Annotated in this window: 16 protein-coding genes and 2 pseudogenes; 12 read left to right on the forward strand and 6 right to left on the reverse strand. The window is 56.8% G+C overall.

Annotated elements, in window-relative coordinates:
• The first annotated feature begins 118 nt into the window (after positions 1-118).
• The gene (gene lipB, locus IQ241_RS18505) at positions 119-877 is read left to right on the forward strand and encodes a lipoyl(octanoyl) transferase LipB (protein WP_193910046.1); all 759 of its coding nucleotides are present in this window, start codon (positions 119-121) and stop codon (positions 875-877) included.
• Here the strand turns inward: lipB and cutA are convergent.
• Together cutA and IQ241_RS18515 are read right to left on the reverse strand one after the other, a co-directional pair.
• On the reverse strand, positions 853-1,179 hold the full coding sequence (cutA, locus tag IQ241_RS18510; RefSeq protein WP_193910078.1) for a divalent-cation tolerance protein CutA: 327 nt from the start codon (positions 1,177-1,179) through the stop codon (positions 853-855). The two genes, lipB and cutA, sit on opposite strands and share 25 nt — an antisense overlap.
• Before the next feature lie 30 nt (positions 1,180-1,209).
• Positions 1,210-2,097: a pentapeptide repeat-containing protein gene (locus IQ241_RS18515; RefSeq protein WP_193910048.1), complete on the reverse strand. Its 888-nt coding sequence runs from the start codon at positions 2,095-2,097 to the stop codon at positions 1,210-1,212.
• A gap of 348 nt (positions 2,098-2,445) precedes the next feature.
• Between IQ241_RS18515 and IQ241_RS18520 the strand changes: the two genes are divergently transcribed.
• Positions 2,446-3,108: a DUF2834 domain-containing protein gene (locus tag IQ241_RS18520; protein WP_193910051.1), complete on the forward strand. Its 663-nt coding sequence runs from the start codon at positions 2,446-2,448 to the stop codon at positions 3,106-3,108.
• Here the strand turns inward: IQ241_RS18520 and IQ241_RS18525 are convergent.
• Entirely contained in the window at positions 3,105-3,725 is a 621-nt protein-coding gene (locus IQ241_RS18525) for a hypothetical protein (protein WP_193910053.1), read from the reverse strand. The two genes, IQ241_RS18520 and IQ241_RS18525, sit on opposite strands and share 4 nt — an antisense overlap.
• A gap of 242 nt (positions 3,726-3,967) precedes the next feature.
• On the opposite strand from IQ241_RS18525, the gene IQ241_RS18530 reads away from it, so the two are divergent.
• The 8 genes and pseudogenes from IQ241_RS18530 to IQ241_RS18565 all read left to right on the forward strand — a co-directional run bounded on the left by IQ241_RS18530 (position 3,968) and on the right by IQ241_RS18565 (position 13,235).
• Positions 3,968-4,816 carry a sulfotransferase gene (locus IQ241_RS18530; RefSeq protein WP_193910055.1) on the forward strand — a complete coding sequence of 283 codons (849 nt, stop codon included), beginning with the start codon at positions 3,968-3,970 and terminating at the stop codon, positions 4,814-4,816.
• Positions 4,817-5,001: 185 nt separating this feature from the next.
• A complete protein-coding gene (locus IQ241_RS18535; RefSeq protein WP_193910057.1) occupies positions 5,002-5,370 on the forward strand; it encodes a GNAT family N-acetyltransferase in 369 nt (122 codons plus the stop codon).
• Positions 5,371-5,448: 78 nt separating this feature from the next.
• On the forward strand, positions 5,449-7,704 hold the full coding sequence (gene selD, locus IQ241_RS18540; protein ID WP_193910059.1) for a selenide, water dikinase SelD: 2,256 nt from the start codon (positions 5,449-5,451) through the stop codon (positions 7,702-7,704).
• A 15-nt stretch (positions 7,705-7,719) separates the two neighbouring features.
• Positions 7,720-8,751 (forward strand): tRNA 2-selenouridine(34) synthase MnmH, encoded by a 1,032-nt coding sequence (gene mnmH / locus IQ241_RS18545; RefSeq protein ID WP_193910061.1) that lies wholly within the window; start codon positions 7,720-7,722, stop codon positions 8,749-8,751.
• A gap of 129 nt (positions 8,752-8,880) precedes the next feature.
• Positions 8,881-9,578: pseudogene (locus IQ241_RS26665) on the forward strand (Rpn family recombination-promoting nuclease/putative transposase).
• A 407-nt stretch (positions 9,579-9,985) separates the two neighbouring features.
• Positions 9,986-10,684, forward strand: a complete 699-nt coding sequence (locus tag IQ241_RS18555; RefSeq protein WP_193910063.1) for an RNA-directed DNA polymerase — start codon at positions 9,986-9,988, stop codon at positions 10,682-10,684.
• Between the two features lie 480 nt (positions 10,685-11,164).
• A pseudogene (locus IQ241_RS26670) lies at positions 11,165-11,880 on the forward strand (response regulator).
• Positions 11,877-13,235, forward strand: a complete 1,359-nt coding sequence (locus IQ241_RS18565; protein WP_193910065.1) for an ATP-binding protein — start codon at positions 11,877-11,879, stop codon at positions 13,233-13,235. Before IQ241_RS26670 ends, IQ241_RS18565 begins: the two are co-directional and overlap by 4 nt.
• 79 nt (positions 13,236-13,314) lie before the next feature.
• Here the strand turns inward: IQ241_RS18565 and IQ241_RS18570 are convergent, their stop codons facing one another.
• From IQ241_RS18570 to hisH, 3 genes are all read right to left on the reverse strand, one after another.
• Positions 13,315-14,109, reverse strand: coding sequence for an acyloxyacyl hydrolase (locus tag IQ241_RS18570; RefSeq protein ID WP_228021843.1), 795 nt, complete (start codon positions 14,107-14,109; stop codon positions 13,315-13,317).
• Between the two features lie 61 nt (positions 14,110-14,170).
• A complete protein-coding gene (locus IQ241_RS18575) occupies positions 14,171-15,784 on the reverse strand; it encodes a glycosyltransferase family 39 protein (protein ID WP_193910067.1) in 1,614 nt (537 codons plus the stop codon).
• A 72-nt stretch (positions 15,785-15,856) separates the two neighbouring features.
• Positions 15,857-16,510, reverse strand: coding sequence for an imidazole glycerol phosphate synthase subunit HisH (gene hisH, locus IQ241_RS18580; RefSeq protein WP_193910069.1), 654 nt, complete (start codon positions 16,508-16,510; stop codon positions 15,857-15,859).
• Between the two features lie 82 nt (positions 16,511-16,592).
• On the opposite strand from hisH, the gene IQ241_RS18585 reads away from it, so the two are divergent.
• Positions 16,593-17,198: a pyroglutamyl-peptidase I family protein gene (locus IQ241_RS18585; protein WP_193910071.1), complete on the forward strand. Its 606-nt coding sequence runs from the start codon at positions 16,593-16,595 to the stop codon at positions 17,196-17,198.
• 25 nt (positions 17,199-17,223) lie between these two features.
• On the forward strand, positions 17,224-17,465 hold a 242-nt coding region (locus IQ241_RS18590; RefSeq protein WP_193910073.1), incomplete at its 3' end, for a transposase.

Here is a 17,465-nt window from a genome sequence, read left to right on the forward strand (position 1 = left end):
GCCTCCGTTTCTGTAGATGAATTTTGGCTGATTTCACCCTAGCACCTTAAAAATTAGGACAGGGAGCTCAGTTAAGATCTTTTGCATCCGTTGATAATTCTTGACCTGATTAAATCTTATGAACAGCGCGAATGTAACCTATCGCTCAGAAAGGGATGCTGCTGTTGGTTCAAAGGTGCAGCTTTATGAATGCGGTCTAGTCCCCTATCTGACGGCTTGGGACTGGCAAAGGCGACTGGTCGCAGAGCGTAAGCAAAACGCTGCCGCTGACCTGCTGTTGCTGATGCAGCATCCTGAGGTCTACACGCTGGGCCAGGGTGCCAGCCTGAAACATCTCAGGTTCGATCCCGACCGAGCTGAGTATGCCTTATATCGGGTTGAGCGCGGCGGCGAGGTGACCTATCACTGTCCTGGCCAGCTGGTGGGCTACCCAATCTTGAATCTACAGCACTATCAGACTGACCTGCACTGGTATCTGCGGCAGCTGGAAGCCGTTTTGCTGCGCACGCTCTGGCATTACGACCTGCCCGCCGAGCGGATAGCCGGGCTGACCGGGGTTTGGATAGAAGGCTACAAGGTCGCGACCATTGGCATCAAGGTCAGCCGGTGGATTACGATGCATGGCTTCGCGCTGAATATCTGCCCTGACCTGTCTGGCTTTGAGCGCATCGTACCCTGTGGCCTGACGGGGCGTCCGGTGGGGCGGCTAACCCAGTTTTTGCCAGAGCTTGATTTTGCCGAAGTCCAGCAGGTGCTGCGGCGGCAGTTTGCTGCGGTATTTGGGGTGCAGCTGGTGGGTGGGGACATCCCCGATTCGCTCGTACCTATCCCCCAGCCCACATCGGCGACGCTTCAGACCGAGTCGTCGGCTGTCTGAGCCTGTATCCAATCCAGGTAGGAAGCTGCTCCCTGCTGAATCGGCAGCGCAATGACCTCCGGTACCTCGTAGGAGTGGAGCGCCTGAATCCGGGCTTCGAGCTCGGCAAACTCGTCCAGGCGGGTTTTGATCACCAGCTGCCACTCGTGATCCTGCTTGACTTCTCCTTGCCAGCGGTAGACTGACCGGATCGGCAGCAGGCTCACGCAGGCCGCCAGCCTTTCCTCAACCAGGGCAGCGGCAATGTGCCTGGCCTCTGCCTCACTGCCGGCGGTGACTAAAACGATGCCAAACTGCGCCATTGGCCTCACCCAAAATCCCGATAGATGATTCTATCCGTAGCTTGGCGCTAGATGCCAGCCGCGATCGCGGCCCGGGTCAGGCACGGCCAGCGCTGATGAACGATTGATATTAGTCTCGGTATCAGTCTCAGTGAGCGTAGCACCGACCAGGCTAGCTTCAGAAAAGTCCGTATCGTGCAGGATGGCCCGGCGTAGGTCGGCACAGTGTAGGACAGCCTGCTTGAAATAGGTTGCCGTCAGGTTAGCCCCCGCCAGACTGACGTAGGCCAGGTTGGCGTTTTGCAGATTTGCCTGGGCCAGGTTGGCCGCACTGAGATTAGCCCCTGCCAGATTCGCCCCTTTGAGCTGGGCTTCGCTGAAGTTGATGCCGCTGAGATCGCCCTGCTGGAAATCTAGCCCGTTCAGGTGAGCCCGGGCCAGATTGACGCCGACAAAATGGGTCATTTCTAGCTGGGCACCATAGAGCCGTGCTCCGCTCAGATCGGCCCAGGCTAGATTGGTCTGGCCGAGGTTGGCCTCTCGCAGGTTGACGCCCTGTAAATTTGCGCTGGTCAGGTTAGCGGCCAGTAAACAGGCCCGGCGCAGGTTGACGTGGGACAGGTTTGCGCCGCTGAGCTGAGCTTTGGACAGGTCAGACTGAATCCAGAAAGCACCCTGTAGGTTAGCCTTAGTCAGATTGGCCAGAGAAAACCGGCTTTGGCTCATTTTGGCGAAGCGCAGGTCGGCCCGATGGAGCTCAGCTGCTTCAAAATTGGCGGCGGTCAAAAAAGCGCGGCTGAGGTTTGCGCCAGCTAAATTCGCCTCGGCCAAATTGACCGAGACCAGAATGCAGCCGCTGAGGTCTACTCCACTCAGATCAATGCGGCGAAAGTCGCGATAGCCGGTTTCGTAGAGCCTAAGAAAATCTTCTCTTTGCATACCCTGTGAACATAAAGCGTCAGCAGATTGGGTCCGTTTTTGGATCGCCTTTATTCAGTGCACACCGGAGAGCATCCCAGTTTTCTCGTCGCTGCGTGCCCTCTCCCTAAGTTCCTCTCCCCGGGGAGAGGGGCTTTGAGTTTTACTCAGCTTTCTGGCCGAGTTCCGGCTCCCCTTCTCCGATAGAGGGGTTGGGGTCTGACTTACCCTTCAAGGTAGAACTTAAGCCCTGAACTGGACTGTCTGCGTTAACTTGATTGACATAGGCGTTTAAATCTTAAAGAAACGAAAAAAAATGCTACTTAAGCGTGAGCGCTTACGCAGCGGTACAGGTATGGAGGGGCGAAGATGGTGAGGCGAGCTGGACTAGGGCTGCTGTGGCTGGGGTTTGTCGTCTATGCGTTTGGCTTTGCGCCGCCTAACCAGCCCGATACCTTCGATTTAATCATGCGGCTGTCGTCGGGCCAGTGGGAGGGGATCAATCCGGCGGTGGTTGCCCTGTTTAACCTGATGGGGATTTGGCCCCTGGTCTACGCGGCGATGGTGCTAATCGACGGGCAGCAGCAGTCCTTTCCGGCCTGGCCCTTCGTCGTCGGCTCCTTTGGGGTCGGCGCTTTTTTGCTGCTGCCCTACCTGATATTGCGAACGCCGAGCGCTCAGTTTGACGGCCCCAAGGGCGGCCTGATTAGCCTGCTGGATTCGCGCTGGTTGGGGTGGGGACTGACCGCGATCGCAACTCTCCTCATCGGCTATGGCCTAATCGCCGGAGACTGGTCTGACTTTGCCCAGCAGTGGCAGACCAGCCGCTTTATCCACGTCATGAGCTTAGACTTTTGCCTGCTCTGCGGCCTGGTACCAGCCCTGCTTGGCGATGACATGGCCCGGCGCGGCCTGAAGCGACCCGCCATCTTTTGGACGGTGACGCTATTGCCCCTGATTGGCCCCTCGCTCTATCTGGCGCTGCGCCCCCCGCTACCTGCCGATCAGCCAGTGGAAGCCGCAGCCCGCTAGCTTTTGCGCGATCGCAGCCAAAACCCGACTCCTTTAACGAAAGACAGGGCAGGATTCTGCCGCTTGATCACCTGCTTACGCCGCAGGGCTTCTTCCTTTGCCTTCGTCCATAGCAGGTCTACAGTTGGCGCGGCGATGGGCTCTACCCCCTTGGCCTCACACAGGCGGGCTCGGTCTTCCAAATGCCGCACCAGCAGCTGGTCAAGGGGCGTAGTTGGGTAGCGGTGCCAAACCAGCTGACCTGGCTGTGAAAGCTGCTCCAGCAGCGTCGCCGCCCGGTTGCTAGCGCGCAGCGTCCAGGCGTCAGTCAGAAAACTGCTCAGCGTGCAGTGGGCTGAAGCCAGCTGGGCAAAGCACCGGTGTTCTGGATGGTAGAGCAATCGCCCAGAGGAATGCCGCAGCTGGCCGCGTTCGGCTGCTATCCAGTAGTCTAGCGGTGAGTCAAAGCCCAGATTCAGGAGCGTTTGAGTGGCTGTATCTGGTTCAGGCTCTGATGCGGCAACCGGATGGAAGTCTAGCCCGCTGGGTAGGGTTTGGGTATATTGCTGCCAGCGCGCCAAGACGACTAGGAGCACACCTGAGATCGCGGCAATAGTCCAAATCAGGGCTGACGGCATTTAAGGAATCATTAATCAGGGGTTAGAGAATAAAAATAGCTGCGGTCTAAACCCACACGTGACCTAGACTCAAGACAAAACTTGGCAGTAGGGTCTCGCCTATCCATTTTAGCGTGGTGGTTAAAAGCCGCGCCCAGATCAGCCCTAGCTGGGAAGCCTGACTACAGGTCTCGTAAGTGGCTGAGTTGAAATAGCGGCGTTAAACTAGGCGGAGCAAATCCCTAATCTGAGCGCTGGCCCCTATGATAAATCACTATACGCTGATTATTGGGTCTCAAAAATGCGGCACGACTAGCCTTTTCAACTATCTTGCCCAACATCCTCAGATTGCACCTTCTAGCCGTAAGGAAACTAACTTTTTCGCCAACGATGAGGATTGGGAACGCAGCCTGGCCTGGTATCAAAGCCTGTGGCAATGGGACCCGGAGGTGCATCGCACGGCTTTAGAAGCCTCTCCGCTCTATACCTTTTCCCAATCGACCTCGGCCAAGGCAACCCGCCGCATTGCCTCTGTGGACGCGCAGTTTAAGTTTATTTTTATCATGCGCGACCCGATTGAAAAAATTGATTCGGCTCGCTACCAGGGCTACTATCAGGGCTGGTTAAAGCCTTCAGAGACAGATGAGGTGCCGCCCAGGCTAATCGAAAGTGCCCAATATGCCAAACAGCTTGATGAGTATGCTCAGCAGTTTGGCAAAGACAGCCTGCTGCTACTCCGGCTCAGCGTGCTCAAGCACGAGCCTCAAGCCTGTTTGCAGCAGGTCTGCAATTTTTTAGAGCTACAGCCCCATCAGTTCGCGGCGCTCGAAAAAATTCACAACGCCCGCAATAGCTACCGCGAAGATACGCCCTGGCGGAAGCTGAGTCAGATATCCCTATTGAAGTCGGCGGCGGACCTGGTCCCAGACCGCTATAAGAATCATCTGCGCCAGCTTTTATCTCAGCCTGGGCGTTCAAAAAAAGATGAAGTACCGGCCCTGACTGAAGCCCAGCGGCGCTCAATTCAGCAGGCCCTGCGGCCAGACCTGCAAAGGTTACGGCAGGAATATGGGGTAGATATTTTTGAATGGGATATTGGCTGGTCTGAGTAAGCTCACGACGGCTGACTCCTTCCGTTTAACCTTCGAGGTCAGCTTTTTGCAAAATTGCTGGCTGTCGCAGGATAATACGTTGAAGCGGTGCTGAGGCAGTTTTAGGGCAGTCATGGGTCAGTTCTGAGGCAGCCTGGAAACCGACATTAGACGTTGAAATCGAGCCGTTGAACCGGTGCAGATGTATGGAAGTCAAAACGGTTGAAGCCAAAGCCCGAGGCATTCGCATATCAGTTCACAAGGAGGACCGCGAGGTTGGGCGGGTTTACCTCTATGTTTTGTACAACGATTTGCACCAGGAACCCTTTGGTCTGATTGAGGATATCTACGTTCAGGATGCCTATCGGGGCCAGGGCATCGGTTCTCAGCTGGTGCAGCTGGTGATTGAGCGGGCCAGGCAGGAGAACTGCTACAAGCTGGTGGCCACCAGCCGCACCAACCGTCCCAACGTGCATGCGCTCTATGAGCGGCTAGGGCTCGGAGCCTACGGGATTGAATTTCGCCGAAACTTTGACTTAACAGCGGCCCCAAGCGAGCCAGACCGTCAGGTATAGCTGGCCTCTCAGCCGATTCTCAGCGCAGTTTGAGTGACCCTCGCTATGGTGGAGTAGGCGGTTTCAGGACTCTCAAAAATGCAAACGGCGGTGCCTATCCACACCGATTTGGTCTTAGTCGGCGGCGGTCATAGCCACGCTATTGTGCTGCGTCGTCTGGGGATGCAGCCGCTGCCGTCCGGTGTGCAGCTGACGCTGATCACTAACCTCACCGACACGCCCTACTCCGGGATGTTGCCCTGTCATATTTCAGGTCGGTACGACTTCGATACGGCTCATATTGACCTCAGGCCGCTGACTCGGTTTGCCCAATGCCGCCTGTTTATGGATGAAATGGTTGGGCTAGACCTGGACAATCAGCGAGTGCTCTGCCGCCGTCATCCGCCGGTGGCCTACGACCTGCTTTCCCTCGATATTGGCAGTACGCCGACGGTTGCAGCGGTACCGGGTGCGGCTGAAAACGCAATCGCGGCCAAACCCGTCCCCCATCTGCTCCAAGCCTGGCAAACTTACCTAGATACCCTCGCGGCCCAGCCGACCGCTACCATCGGCATTGTCGGCGGCGGCGTCGGCGGGGTGGAGCTGGCGCTGAATATGCAGGCGCGGCTGTGGCAGCTAATGGAGCAGCAAGGTCTACCGCGTTCCAAGGTGGTCGTCCATCTCTTCCATCGCGGCTCGCAGCTGGCGACGGGGCGCAACCGGCTGACGCAGTGGCTGCTGGCTCGGAAATTTCGCGATCGCGGCATTCACACGCACCTAAACGAATCCGTCTGTGCCGTCGATCCGGGCCGGGTGATCTGCGAATCGGGGCTGACGGTGGAGTGCGATCGCGTCTTCTGGGTAACCAATGCCGCAGCACCCGAGTGGATTGCCGACACGGGCCTAGCCACCGACTCAAAGGGATTCATTGCCGTCGAAGATACGCTGCAAAGCTGCTCTCATCCGAATATCTTTGCGGCGGGCGATATCGCCACCATGGTCAACTATAACCGTCCCAAAGCAGGCGTCTTTGCCGTACGCCAGGGCCGCCCGCTGGCTGAAAATCTCAGGCGCTATTTGGCTGAACAGCCGCTGCAAGCCTATCGGCCCCAGAAGCGCTTTCTGAATATTATCGACACTGGCACAGGAACCGCGATCGCGTCCCGAGGCCCCTTTGCCGGTGAATCGCGGCTTTTTCGCTGGTGGAAAGACCGGATCGACCAAAAGTTTATGGGCTTGTTTAAGGAATTTCCGCCGATGCGGCCTGAGCAGCCCGAAGCCGTTGACTCGATCCAAAATGCTAAACCCACGATGTACTGCGCAGGCTGCGGTTCCAAAGTCGGCAGCCTGCCCCTGAAAAAGGCATTGCAAAGGGTTCGAGCAGAAGCCCCTAGTGATGCGGATTGGCCCCACCGTGAGGATATTTTCTCGGGGCTAGACCAGCCTGACGATGCGGCAGTCGTTCGGGTCCCGGCAGGCAAGCTAGCCGTGCAGACGGTGGACCAGTTTCGGGCCATGCTCGACGATCCCTATGTGTTCGGCCAGATTTGCGTGAATCACTGCCTCAGCGATATTTTTGCGATGGGGGCAACGGCGGCGCAGGTACTCGCGATCGCGACTATCTCCTACGGCACCGATGCCAAGCAGGAAGAAACCCTATACCAGCTGCTTTCCGGTGCGATGCAGGCCCTGGCCCAGTCCAAGACTTTCCTAGTCGGCGGCCATACGACCGAGGGGCCGGAGCTGTCACTGGGCTTTGCCTGCAACGGCTGGGTCGAACCTGACCAGATCTGGCGTAAAAGCGGTTTGCAGCCCGGACAGTCGCTAATCTTAACCAAACCGCTGGGTACGGGAACGCTGTTCGCCGCCGATATGCAGCTCGCCGCTAAGGGCCGCTGGATCGATGCCGCCGTGGCCAGCATGGCGCAGTCCAACCAGAACGCTGCGGACTGTCTGCGGCGCTACAGTACGACGGCCTGTACGGATGTGACTGGCTTTGGCCTGGTGGGGCATCTGCTAGAAATGGTGCAGGCGTCCCAAGCTGACGTCATCCTCGATCTAGCGCGGCTGCCCGTACTGTCGGGCGCGCGGCAGACCCTGGCGCAGGGCTGGGTCAGCTCACTCCAAGAGCGCAATCGGCAGGCGGCTGCGGCGATACGGAACACGATCTCGTCCCACCCAGACTACCCCCTCCTGTTTGACCCGCAGACGGCAGGCGGCCTGCTGGCAGCGGTCCCAGCGGCAGAAACGGAAGCCTGCCTGCACCAGCTGCACCGCCTGGGCTATCCGCAGAGCCGCTGCATTGGACGGGTAGATGCTGCCTCAGTCAGGCCAACGATTACAATTAACGAGTAGTCAACGCTCCGTCCTTTGTCCCTATCGCTTGCCATTGAAGACTTTCTGACCGAGACTGGCCCCATTCTGGATGTCCGCAGCCCCGGCGAATATGAGCAGGGCCACATTCCCGAGGCAATCAGCTTTCCCCTCTTTACCAATGACGAACGGGCGCAGGTGGGTACCTGCTACCGGCACCAGGGCCGAGAAGCGGCGGTGGAGCTGGGGTTTGAGCTAGCCGGGCCAAAGTTTGCGGAGATGATTCGGCGGGGAAACGCGATCGCGCCTGACCGCACCGTCCGACTCCACTGCTGGCGCGGCGGGATGCGTAGCGGCGCGGTGGCCTGGGTGCTGTCTCTTGCCGGATTCCAGGTCGTCACCTTAGCCGGAGGGTACAAAGCCTTCCGCCGCTGGGTGCGATGCACGTTGGAAACGCCGCGCCCGATTCAGCTGCTGGGCGGCATGACCGGCACCGCCAAGACTGACATTTTGCAGGCGATGGCCGCCCAAGGCGCTCAGGTACTGGATTTGGAAGGCTATGCCAACCATCGCGGCAGCAGCTTTGGCGCACTTTGCCTGCCGCCGCAGCCGACGACCGAGCAGTTTGAGAATTTGGTGGCGATGCGGTGGGATAGCTTTAAGCGCGATCGCCCCGTCTGGATTGAGGCCGAAAGCCGCCGCATTGGCCCCTGCCGCATCCCCGCTGAGCTATTTGCCCAGATGGAAGCCGCCCCCGCTGTAGAAATTGTGCGTCCGATTGAGGAACGGCTAGCGCTACTGGTTGACATCTACGGCCAGGCTGACCCCGAAGACCTGGTGGCCGCCACCGAGCGAATTCAAAAACGCCTGGGCGGCCAGCGCACTCAGCAGGCCATCACTCTGATCCGCCAGGGCCAGCTCACCGAAGCCTTCGCCATCCTGCTGGACTACTACGATCGCGCCTACCGCTACGACCTGGAACGTCGCCAAAAGCAAATTCCCCAGGTTGATGTTACAGGCCTATCGCCCACCCAAGCGGTTCAAAGGCTACTTGAAAAAGCTCAGATTAGCTCAATCTTTGTTGCATAAATGAAGCCTGTAGCTGGCCTTTTATGGCCAGCATTCTAACGCTTCTGAGAAAAATTCATCCCTCACGGATACTTTCCAAAAGCGCGATCGCAAATCCAAAGCCCCAGTGATTCTGGCACGCTCTCGAATATGTTCGATGCCATCTGTAAGTACCTGGTAGAGGCCTTTTCGGCAGACATAGCTCAATGGCTGCTAGGCGAAGCCGTCAGCCTGAGCGAGCTGAGCCCTTCAGAGCTGCTGCTCGAACCCATCCGTGCTGATGCCCTGTTGCTCCAATCGGGGGGACGGCTGCTTCATGTCGAGTTCCAAACTCAGCCAGACCCAACCATCCGGCTAAGAATGCTGGATTACTGGGTGCGACTGCGTCGTCGTATACCTTTTTAAGCGCACCGGGTTTATTACCGCTTGCTGTCCTCAGTCAGACCGCCGATCGCGCTGCTACCCTACAGCAGGTCACCGAACAGATAGAAGCGATAGTAGACCGTAGCATCCAGAGTAATCTAGCCGCATCTGCGGCCATCTTGGCAGGGTTAGTATTAGAGAAAGGAATAGTCGAGCAGATTCTGAGGAAAGGACTCATGCAAGAATCAGTAATTTATCAGGATATCAAGGCTGAAGGATTGCAGCAGGGGCTGCAGCAGGGGCTGCTGCAGGAAGGTAAATCACTGGTGTTGCGACTGCTGAACCGACAAGTGGGGACGGTGCCTGAACAGCTGGTAGTTCGGGTCGAGGCCCTGGAGCTGGAGCAGGTTGAGGCCTTAGGAGAGACACTGCTCGATTTTGAAGGGCAGGATGACCTGGTGAAGTGGCTGGAGCAGCATGGCTAATGAAATGCTTGCCCAGCGATAACCGGAGGGAGAGATTGCGGGATGGCCCGCCGTCATGACCAGCCCCAAGGGTTCATCAACGATGATTCAGTTCTTCGGGCAGACGCTTCCGATGGAGCTGCTGCAGTTTGTCCCTGGCCAATAGGGTAATACTACTAACGGCTCTGATGGCGAGATCGCGCCTACCGCTACGACCTGGAACGCTGCTAAAAGCAGATTCCTCAGGTTGACGTTGAGGATTTATCGCCCACCCAAGCGGCCAAGCGCCTGTTTGAAACAGTTTGGATGAGTGTGGGTACTCTAGCCTTAATAAACGTTACGTGTTCGAAAAGTGTTCAAGCAAACCGGATAAGTTTCTTGAAATCTCTTCAATCTATTTTTCATTTGTTCTGGAAGACGCTTGGTTCATGAGGCGACTGGTTGAACTCTCAAGCAAAGAGGCAAAACGGCACTTCTTGAAGGGAAGTAGCTACTTTAATGGAGATATGCCAAGCTATATCAGCTTTGAGCCAATTTTGAGTGATGTTGATACAGCCTTAGGGAGTCGCTATTACTCTGAACTCAAGAATAAAAATCCATGCGATTCTCAAGGCGTAAATTATAACTTCATTGCTAATAAGGATGGGAGATTTTCTTGGAGACCTTTAGAGCTAATGCATCCGGCTATTTATGTTTCCTTAATATATGTGATTTGTGAGTCTCAGAATTGGGAGCACATTACTCAGCGTTTTTCGGAGTTTGAAGGTGGAGCAGTTGACTGTTGTAGTACTCTAGTGGTGTCAGTTGATAGTCAAACAGATGTAGCGACACAAATTAAGAGTTGGTGGCAAAGGGTTGAACAGCAATCTCTTAGCTACTCCCTAGAATTTAGTCGTATTCTTCACACTGATGTAACGGATTGCTATAGCTCTCTCTATACACATAGCATTTCTTGGGCTCTTCATGGTGTAGAAGAAGCTAAACAGAAGAGAAGAATGAATGCTCTCCTCGGTAACAGGATTGATTCACACATACAAGCAGGTCGGCACGGCCAGACCAACGGTATTTCGCAAGGTTCAGTTTTAATTAATGGACTTCATAGCAGAAATTGTGCTTGGTTTTGTTGACCAGCAAGTTTTCATGAACGAAATTAGGCATCAGCGCTTTGTCTGAAGGAACTTCAGACAAAGCGCTGATGCCTATGCTAAGTTGGCTGCTTCAGAATTGTTTACCAGAGTATGCTGTTCAGGCAGAATGGGCAGATTTGAGCAGACTTCCCAAACCTCCCAAATCGCTATCGGAACGTATTCAGCTGAGCATTAAATTCTATCCCTGCGATGTTCTATTTGTTCATATTAAGTTGTGCAAGTAGCGCTTCAGGTAGACGGCTTAAAAAATTTAACTCTCGGATAGGCGCAAAAGTGCAGCGCATTTCAGAATTAGTGGATGACTTTTCACCCCTGCGAAAACTGGAAGCTTTTCGGGCTTTAGAAGCTGAGGTCAAAAGGTTTACAGAACAGAAGCCCAATCGCCAGCAGTAATATTGTGAAACCAAATGTTACAGACCTGAATTAAAACTGGCTGGTTTCTCAATTGACAATTTCAGGATGACTGAGACGCCACTGATTCTAATTGTCGATGACGATCGCGAAATTCGAGACTTGCTATCGCAGTTTTTACGAAGCATGGCTATCGGACTGAGGCGGTCTCAGACGGGCAGGGAATGTGGCGATCGCTAAACCTCCATTCCATCAACCTAGTTGTGCTAGACCTAATGCTGCCCGGTGAAGATGGTCTAGCCCTCTGTCAGAAACTCCGGGCGACATCGACCTTGCCCGTAATTATGCTGACGGCTATTGGCGAAGATGCGGACCGGATTGTGGGACTGGAGCTAGGGGCCGATGACTATGTGACCAAGCCGTTCAACCCGAGAGAGCTGCTGGCGCGGATCAAGGCTGTCCTACGACGAATTGACTACGCCACTGCTGAGACCCGCTAGACCGCGCCAAAGCGGTTCGCGTTCAACGGCTGGCAGCTCAACATCGCGATGCGAGAACTCACCTCTCCCGAACAGGTACTGATGCCGCTGACCGCGAGTCAGTTTGATCTGCTCGTGGCGTTTGTAGAACATCCCCAGCAGGTGCTCAGCCGCGACCAGCTGCTGGAACTCACCAAGGGCTATGAGGCAGCCCCCTTTGACCGCAGTGTCGATGTGCAGCTCAGCCGTCTGCGTCGCAAAATCGAAGCCGATCCCAAAGTGCCTACTCTGATTAAAACCGTGCGGGGCGGCGGCTATCTCTTTACGCCAGCCGTAGAGCGATGAGACTGCTACCCGGCAGACTGACCGGACGGATTACCCTAATTCTCACAGCAGGGTTGTTTTCTGCTCAGGCGATCGCGCTATGGCTATTCATCCACGACCGGCTGGTGACTTCAATGAAAGTGTTCGGTCTGCTGTTTGCCGACCGGGTGGTGACCGTCGTCGATGTCCTGGACGAAACGCCGCCAGCTGAGCAGGCAAAGCTACTTCAGGTATTGAATGGCCCGTCGCTGCAGGTCGGCATTCTAGATGCGCCGCCGGCTAAGCCCGAGCGCGAAGCTTGGCACGCGGAAGAGGTACGGCAGGCGGTGCGATCGCGCCTCCAGATTGAGTTAGCCCGCCCCGTCCAGGTGCAGGACTTAGACCGCTGGGCGGGCAGCCCCCTAGCCGAGCCTACGTCAGCTATCCCCAGTCGTCAGAGCATGGTAATCGCCATTGGCCAACCGGACGGGCGCTGGCTGATTTTTGTAACGCCGTCCAACATTGCTTCTCTGCGCCGCAGCTGGCGGATTGGGTTCTGGCTGTTGACGATGGGCCTCGCCATCTGGCTCATTTCAATTTGGGCGGCCCGGCGAGTGACCCAACCGATTATGCGGTTCGCGATCGCGGCCGAGCAGTTTGGTCAGGATATTAACGCCCCACCCCTGCCCGAGACGGGTTCCCGCGAACTGCGCCAGTCGATCCAGGCGTTCAACCAAATGCAGGAGCGGCTGCGCCAGCTGGTAAATGACCGCACGTTTATGATAGCCGCCATTTCTCACGATTTGAGAACGGTGCTGACCCGACTCAGGCTGCGGGCCGAATTTATCGAGGATGCGGAACAGGCCCAAAAGGCGATCGCGGATATGGACCAGATGCAGGCCATGCTGACCGAAACCCTCGCCTTTGCCCGCGCAGAATCGATGACCGAAGCGCCGGTCAGGTTCGACCTGGCCGAACTGCTGCAAAGCCTATGTGATGACTTTGCCGATGCGAACCAGCGAGTCACCTATGACGGTCCAACTCGGCTGACCTACGTAGGCCGCCCCACTACCCTGCACCGGGCTTTCATGAATCTAATTCACAACGCGGTGACCTACGGCTCTGAAGCCGATGTGAGCCTTGCCTTGAAAGAAAAATCAGTGCAGGTGACAATTGGCGATCGCGGTCCGGGCATTCCTGCCGAACTGAGAGCAAAGGTCTTCACGCCCTTCTTTCGCTTGGAGCAGTCTCGCAACCGCGAAACCGGCGGCATCGGTCTGGGTCTCGCGGTTGCCCAAGCCGCCATCCAACGCCACGGCGGCAACATTACCCTAACCGAGCGATCTGAAGGCGGCATGTTCGCGGTAGTCAGGTTAAGGAAACAGTCCGGGTGCTAACGAATGAAGTCTGCTAATCATACTCAAGGCGCTGTATTCTCCGACTGGAGAGGGGTTCTTGAGACCGACGTGGCCCGAATTATCTCGGCAAATTCAACCCGACATAGCCCATGATGCTGTCTCGCCCGGGGTTGTCGTCAAAGGTATTGGCATTGGAAATATGATGCCAGCGGACGCCGACCATGAGCCGCCGATTGTTCTCTAGGCCGACAGTAGCGCCGATGCCAGCCTGGGGCGTGAAGTTAAACGGTGAGCCGTCACTGGGAACATCATCGGTGCTGCCGAGAACACCTGCACCGCCGTCAATGTAGAGTGACCAGTTGGGCTGGCGGACGAGGTGCGAGCGGATGAGAACAGCCAAATTGAGACCTACCGCGTCGTCTCCGTTCTGGCTGAAGTAAAAGCTGTTGAGTTCCCCATTAATACTGTGGCGGGCGACAAAGAAATGGGAAATGCCCGCCCCAACCATGCCAAACTGGCCGTTTTCCTGATTGTCAATATGGGTAGCCGCAGCGCCCTGGATGTACCAGCGGTCATCGCCGCGATCGCCAAATCGCGCCTCAGCTTCCGGCGATTCAGGCAACTCGGGCGGTTCTATGGCCGGCGGCGGGCTTGGAAACGGCGCAGCCTGGACAACTTCGGTTCTAGGCTGCGCCAGCATCAAGGGCGTTTTCTCATCGATTGGGGTAGTCTGCGAATCAAACACCGCAGCTCCTAGCCGATCGGTAGCAGAGAATAATTCGGGTTCCGATGTCATCGCGGGGGACGGTTCCGCTGCAGCGGGGGCGGTAGCTATCACCTGGGTTAGAAGCAGTCCGGCCAGGGCGATCGCGCCTGAGTAGACCGTCAAATTGCGCGGAGTCCCGTTATTCATACTAATCGGCGGTAGTAAAGACATGCAGCGTTGGTAACGACTGTGAGCCCTAGAGCGCGATTTAGTCTACCACCTTGGCGGGGTCAGCTTGCCACAGCGTCAGGCCAAGTTCCCGAGAAATTAATTTTTCGGGCTGAAAAATGGGTTTTAGCGCCTGACCGGCAGCCTGGGCTTGCTGCCTAAGCGGCTCTGACGGGTTGAAGAGAAAGACGGGCTGGCCCGGCACGGCATGACGGGTTAGCACCCGTTCAAACTGGTCTAGCTGGGGCAGAACGCAGATCGTCACGTCTGGCTGGAGCTGATAGCTAAGGGAAATCAGGTCGAGGACCTGGTCAGCGGTGGCAATCAGCAGCGGCGATCGCGCCTGATTGACCTGGGCCACAATAGCCGGATTGCTCAAATTTCGGCTTTTTTGGTAGCGCGGCGAGTGACGCCCCTGAACCAGGCAAGACAGCAGACTCACCCCAATTAGCGCCGCCGCAATCAGCTGCCAGCGGCGGCGCTGGGCCAGCGGCGTCGGGCGGAGCCAGGATTGGCTGAGCAGATAGGCGATCGCGATTAGCAACCCCAAATAGCCCGGAATAAAATAGCGCGCCGCTGTCGAGAGCTGTCCACCCCGTATCAGGTCGAGCAGCATCAGCGAGCCGGGGGTCGAAACGGCCAGCGCTAGCCCCAAGCCGCCAATGGCAGGAACCCGCCACAGCCGATAGAGGGCGTAGCCCATAAAGCACACAATCACCGTTGCCGTCCCCATCTGAGCGGCCAGGCCGGGCAGCTGCGTCGCCACCGGAAAGTCAAATACCAGCACCGCCAGATTATGCAGCCAGATTGCCGCCAGCGCCCAGAGTGGAATCGTTTCCTGCGCCCAGGTCGTATTCCCCTCCAGCGTTTGCCAGGCCGTCAGCATCAGCCCCACCCAGGGTGAAAAGGCCAGCAACCCGCCGCCAGTTGCCCATAGATAGGGCCGCCAGCGCGATCGCTGATTTGCCCACACATACAGCCCCTGGCCCAGCAGCACGAACATCGTCAGCAAAGAGGTATAGAGACTCAGGGTCAGCACCACCCCATAGGCCAGCCAGTGCCGTCGTCGGTTTGCTTGCAGCGCCTGCCATAGCACATCGCATAGCAGCAGCAGCAGCAATGCCCAAAGGCTATAGGGTCGCGCTTCCTTGGCATAGGCCACAAAGAAAGGTGAAATGGCCAGCAGCGCCGTCGCCGTCCAGCCCAGCCGACTGGCGCGAATTAGCCGGAACCGAGCTGCAAACAGCCGTCGGCAAAAGCCATACATCACGGGCAGCGTCAGCAGGCTAAACCCCACCGACAGACTTCGCATGGCTACTACAGAGCTACCGAATAGCTGAGCCCAGACCCGAGCCAGCAGAAAATATAGAGGACTGTGCTCAGGACTTTGGCTCAGGGCATAGAGCGTATCTGACCAGCCGCGTTGGCCAAGCCTCTCGCCAAGAGAATCGCGCAGCATCTGAAACTGTTGTAAATCCGTCACTCCCAGCGGCTGCCCGGTTGCCACCCACTGCACTACCTCCGCCCGGGTATACCCCGCCACCCGCATCGAAGTCGCTACCTCGTCTACCCAATAAACCGGCTGCCCAATCAGCGTTAGCCGAAAGACCACGCCCAGCACTACCAGCCCTAACCAAAGTGTAGGCCAGCCCAAAAACCCCGTCTCTTTCCCTCTTCCCTCTTTACCCTCTTCCTTCTTGCCTCTTCCCTCTTTACCCTCCACCCTCTACCCCATTACCCCAACCTCAACCCGCTGCTCCCGCTCCACCAGCTGGACAAAATTCGCCAAAATCTGCAATCCCGCCGTCGAAGACTTCTCCGGGTGAAACTGCACCGCCATCAGATTATCCTTAGCGACAGCAGCCGTAACGGTTTGGCTGCCATGGGTGACTGTCGCCGCGCAGACACTTGGGTCAGCAGGGGCAGCATAGTAGGAATGAACAAAATAGACCCAAGCCGCTGGCGAAATCTGATTCCACAATGGGCTGTCAGGCTGTCTCAATTCCAGCTGGTTCCAGCCCATGTGGGGAATCTTCAAGTCGGGTTCAGCTTGGAAGCGACGGATCGTCCCCGGCAAAACGCCGAGCCCGGCCTCATCACCCTCATCACTAGATTCGAACAGCACCTGAAGGCCCAGACAAATCCCCAAAAAAGGCTTGCCGCTGGCGATAATCTGCCGAATCGGCTCGACTAGGTGGCGCGATCGCAGATGCTGCATGGCTGGGTCAAACGCCCCTACCCCCGGCAGCACCACCCCATCGGCCCGCTCTAGCTCCGCCACATCATCGGTAATCAGCGTCGTCGCACCCGCCTTTTGCAGCCCCTTGCAGGCCGAATGCAGGTTGCCCATGTCGTAGTCAATTACCGCGATCGCGCTCATCGGGCCAGCTCCTGCAAAACGAAGGCTTACGCTTCACACTGTACTGTGACTCACCGATAGAAATCAACGGTTCACCGCCGCAATGACGCCTCCGATACTGCTTACCTCCTTCACGCCCTGGCGAGCCCACCAGCGTTCCAATTCATCGGATGACTTAATCGCGAGTCTGCAGCGGCAGGCGCTACTGCCGCCTGAAGTCGTTTGGCTGCGTCACCTTCCCGTCAACTTCGAGACTGCCCCCATCCAGGTGACCGGCCAGATCTATCGAATTCGTCCCCAGGTTGTGGTCTGCTGCGGCATGGCCGAAAAGCGGCAGCGGCTTTCATTGGAGCGGCAGGGCATCCATCAGCAGCAGATCCAGAAGACCAGCCTCGACCTGGACTGGCTGATAGAAGACACCATCTACACCGAAATCAGCCATGACGCAGGCGGCTTCGTTTGCAACCGGCTCTACTATCGGGTGCTGAGTTTTCTAGCCGCATATCTGCCCGAAGTTCAAGCGCTGTTCATCCATATTCCCCTGCTGACACCAACCAATCTGCCCCTGCTCCAGTCAGATTTTCTCACTCTGCTCAGCAAGCTAGGCCCATTCGCCGCACCGTTGGCTGGACCAGCAGCCTGGGCTTTCCCGCCAAGGGATTCAATACAGTATCCTTGGCGAACCGATTCAAAGTTGGTAGTACCTTAGAAAGGCTTTAGAGTATCATGCCGCCTTGGAGGCCCGAGGGAGCCTGACCGTTTGGATAGATGAAGGGGTGCTGAGCGCCTGGAAGAACAAGCAAAAGACTGGCAAGCGAGGCGCGTCGAATACCTACAGTGACCTAGCGCTAGAGACCTTGCTGACGCTGAAGACAGTGTATCGCTTGAAGCTGCGCCAGACAATCGGGTTTGCTCGCTCTTTATTCGAGCTGATGTCAGTCGAGCTAGACCTGCCGCACTACAGCACGCTCTCACG

The organism is Vasconcelosia minhoensis LEGE 07310 (genome assembly GCF_015207255.1).
GTDB classification, from domain to species: Bacteria; Cyanobacteriota; Cyanobacteriia; order Phormidesmidales; family Phormidesmidaceae; genus Vasconcelosia; species Vasconcelosia minhoensis.